General features: G+C 74.1%; 5 protein-coding genes. 2 read left to right on the top strand and 3 right to left on the bottom strand.

Annotated elements, in window-relative coordinates:
- Nucleotides 1–185 (top strand): SSI family serine proteinase inhibitor (locus ACFVXK_RS37860; protein ID WP_389621714.1); only part of this gene is annotated, 185 nt, incomplete at its 5' end.
- A 77-nt stretch (nt 186–262) separates the two neighbouring features.
- Here ACFVXK_RS37860 and ACFVXK_RS37855 read toward each other — a convergent pair.
- Entirely contained in the window at nt 263–1105 is an 843-nt protein-coding gene (locus tag ACFVXK_RS37855; RefSeq protein ID WP_389621711.1) for a GNAT family N-acetyltransferase, read from the bottom strand.
- Between the two features lie 22 nt (nt 1106–1127).
- Entirely contained in the window at nt 1128–1571 is a 444-nt protein-coding gene (locus ACFVXK_RS37850; protein WP_389621708.1) for a hypothetical protein, read from the bottom strand.
- Nucleotides 1572–1771: 200 nt separating this feature from the next.
- On the opposite strand from ACFVXK_RS37850, the gene ACFVXK_RS37845 reads away from it, so the two are divergent.
- Entirely contained in the window at nt 1772–2494 is a 723-nt protein-coding gene (locus ACFVXK_RS37845; RefSeq protein WP_389621705.1) for an NAD-dependent deacetylase, read from the top strand.
- On the opposite strand, the gene ACFVXK_RS37840 is transcribed toward ACFVXK_RS37845, so the two are convergent.
- A complete protein-coding gene (locus ACFVXK_RS37840) occupies nt 2491–2982 on the bottom strand; it encodes a VOC family protein (RefSeq protein ID WP_389621702.1) in 492 nt (163 codons plus the stop codon). The two genes, ACFVXK_RS37845 and ACFVXK_RS37840, sit on opposite strands and share 4 nt — an antisense overlap.
- Nucleotides 2983–3131: the final 149 nt, after the last annotated feature.

Here is a 3131-nt window from a genome sequence, read left to right as displayed (position 1 = left end):
AGCAGACCCGCACCCGCCTCCTGGACCTCTACGCCCCCCGCCCCGACGCCGCCTGCACCCGGGAGTGGAACCCGGTGACGGTCACCGCCGACGGGGTGTGGCAGGGCAAGCGGATGAGCTACACGTACACCTTCGGCAACCCCTGCGGGCTGCGCAGCAGCACCGGCGTGCTCTTCGGCATCTGAGCCCCCGCGCGGCCGACGGCCGCGCACCGGCCGGGCGGCGCCGCCGACCGCCGCCCGGCCCCCGCGGCCCCGGACCGTCAGCCCAGTTCGAGGCTGGTGACCCCGTACAGCCCGGACAGGTCCAGCTCGGGCGCCGGACCGGTGTACATCCGGGCGGTCTCGAACGCCGGGACCAGCCCCAGCCCGGCCGCCACTGCGGCCGCGGCCGGATTCACGTCGGGCACGTCCACCGCCACCTCCCCGCCGGGGGCGTGCCCGGCGAGCCGCCGCACCAGGGCGGCGGCCACCTCCGGCGTCGCCGCGTACAGCGGCCCGATCCGCGCGGCGGAGCTGCAGGGGCGCACCACGCCGAGGCCCTCGATCCGCCCGTCGCGGACCGCGGCGAGGGCGGTCCGGCCGGGCAGGGAGGTCCAGGCGGAGAGGAAGGCGTCGCGCGCCTCGGGGAAGAAGGCCCGGTCGTAGGCGGCGAGCCGGGCGAACGGCAGCGAGGCCGCGTCCACGATCTCCACCCCCGGATCGTCCCCGGGCCCCGGGACGCCCTGGTAGCGCATGTTCGTCCAGGCGGAACGGAAGCCGGACTTGCGGTAGTTGTCCTGCTGTTCCACCACCCCGTCCAGGCCGACGAGCCGCCCGTCGAGCCGTTCCATCCCGGCCCGCCACAGCCGGATGCCGTGGCCCCGGCCGCGCAGGTCGGGGCGGGCGATGTAGAAGCCGACGAACCCGAAGCCGCGGCCGTAGCGCACGGCGGAGATGCAGGCGACCGGGTCCCCGTCGAGCCGGCCGACGAGGAAGCCGTCCGGGTCGGCGACCGCGAAGGCGAAGCGGTCGCTGTCCCCCGGGTTCCAGCCTTCCGCGTCGGCCCAGGTGCGCAGCATCTCCATGTCGGCGGCGCTCGCGCCGGTGATCTCGAAACGTGTCATGCCGGGTGTTCTACCCCGGAATTCACCCCGCGCAGATCACGTCGTCGAGGGTGATCGGGCGGGAGTCGGTGCGGACGTACGCGGTGAAGGTGTCGGTGACCCCGGACGGCCAGGTGGTGGTGACGGTGGCCCAGCCGACGAAGGCGGACGGGGCGGCGGTGGCCTGGCCGACGGTGACGGACTGCGGGGTGCCCGGGCGGCAGAGCAGGACGTCGGTCTCCGGGAAGTGCGCCTGTTTGTCCTTCAGCAGCTGCGAGACCCGGCTGGCCCGGTCCTGTTCCGAGGGGCCGTGGCTGCCGTAGAAGCCCCGCAGGAAGCGGGTGATCTCCTCCGTGGTGTGCCTCTGGAGCCGGCGCGGCTGCGGATCGGCGAGGGCGGCCGCCGGTGCCGACGACGCGACCAGGGTGATCAGGGCGGACACGGCGGCGAGCAGCAGGGCGCCGGAGCGGTGTGGGGTGAGCGTCATGTCCGGTATGTAACCGGCGGCCCGCCCCCTCTGCCGGGGGCGCGGCCGGTTCTCACTCCGGTGGGCGTGGAGATTCACCGCAGAAACGCCCCTCCGCTTGCGCCGACCGGCCCCTGATGCTCGCCCGCCCGGGCCGGCCGCCCGGGCCGGCGGCCGGAAATGGTTCGCGGGGCGCGGCGGGGGCTGTCTAGGGTCGGCGCATGGGGAAGCAGCTTGTCGCAGTGTTCAGCGGGGCCGGGATGTCCACCGACTCCGGCATCCCGGACTACCGGGGGCCGCAGGGTCTGTGGCGGCGGGATGCGGAAACCGAGAAGCTCGTGACGTACGAGTACTACATGGCCGATCCGGACGTCCGCCGCCGCTCCTGGCTCATGCGCGCCGAGATCGGCGCCCTCGCGGCCCGGCCCAACGCGGCGCACACGGCCGTGGCGGACCTGGAGCGCTCCGGCACCCCGGTGCGGGTGATCACGCAGAACGTGGACGGGCTGCACCAGCTCGCCGGGATGCCTGACCGGAAGGTGTTCGAGCTGCACGGGACGGCCCGGTCGGTGGTGTGCACGGGCTGCCACGCCCGCTCGGCGATGGACGAGGCCCTGGCCCGGGTCGCCGCCGGGGAGCCCGATCCGGCCTGTGCGGCCTGCGGGGGGATCCTCAAGGCTGCGACCGTGATGTTCGGGGAGCGGCTGGATCCGGAGGTGCTGGCGCAGGCGGTGGCCGTGGCCAAGGGCTGCCAGGTGTTCATCGCCGTCGGGTCGACCCTCCAGGTGCAGCCCGCGGCCTCGCTCGCCGGCATGGCGGCCGGGGCCGGGGCGCGGCTGATCATCGTCAACGCGGAGGAGACCCCGTACGACTCCCTGGCCGCCGAGGTGATCCGCGAGCCGATCGGCACCGCCCTCCCGGCCCTCCTGGCCCGGTTCGCCTAGACGTCCCCGTCCCCGTCGGCCGCGCGGCGCATGGCGGCCACGTCGAGCTTCTTCATCCTCATCATCGCGGCGGTGGCGCGGGCCGCCCGGCCCGGGTCCGGGTCGCTGATCAGGTCGATGGCCCCGGGCGGGATGACCTGCCAGGAGACCCCGAACCGGTCCTTGACCCAGCCGCAGGCCGACTCCTGGCCGCCGTCACCGGTCAGCGCGGCGTAGTAGTAGTCCGCCTCGGCTTCGTCGGAGCAGTGGATCTGGAAGGAGATGGCCTCGGTGAAGGGGAACTGGGGGCCGCCGTTGAGTCCGATGAACTTCTGGCCGTTGATCTCGAACTCGACGACCATCACCTCGCCGGCCGGGCCCGGGCCCGCTTCGGTGTAGCGGGCGGTGCGCAGGATCCGGCCGTCCTTGAAGACGGAGAGGTAGTGGTCGGCGGCGGCCTCCGCGTCGCCGTCGAACCACAGGCACGTGGTGAATCCGTTGCTGGTCATGGCCGCTGCCTCCAGGGGGTGCGTGGGGGAAGGCCGGCCGGCCTTCCCCCACATACGGACCGGCCCCGCGCCCGAAACTCATCGGTGGGCGCGGGGCCGGTCCGTACTTTCACCCCTACGGGCTACACGGCTACTTCTGGAGCATCCGG

This window comes from Streptomyces sp. NPDC058157, assembly GCF_042884105.1.
Taxonomy (GTDB): Bacteria; Actinomycetota; Actinomycetes; order Streptomycetales; family Streptomycetaceae; genus Streptomyces.
The sequence above is the reverse complement of the archived record's forward strand: the minus strand, read 5'-3'. Positions and strand labels throughout refer to the sequence as shown.

Excerpts from the sequence above, each read along its gene's own strand:
- ACFVXK_RS37840 (WP_389621702.1), bottom strand. The coding sequence starts at position 2,982 with ATGACCAGCAACGGATTCACCACGTGCCTGTGGTTCGACGGCGACGCG.
- ACFVXK_RS37855 (WP_389621711.1), bottom strand. The coding sequence starts at position 1,105 with ATGACACGTTTCGAGATCACCGGCGCGAGCGCCGCCGACATGGAGATG.
- ACFVXK_RS37850 (WP_389621708.1), bottom strand. The coding sequence starts at position 1,571 with ATGACGCTCACCCCACACCGCTCCGGCGCCCTGCTGCTCGCCGCCGTG.
- ACFVXK_RS37845 (WP_389621705.1), top strand. The coding sequence starts at position 1,772 with ATGGGGAAGCAGCTTGTCGCAGTGTTCAGCGGGGCCGGGATGTCCACC.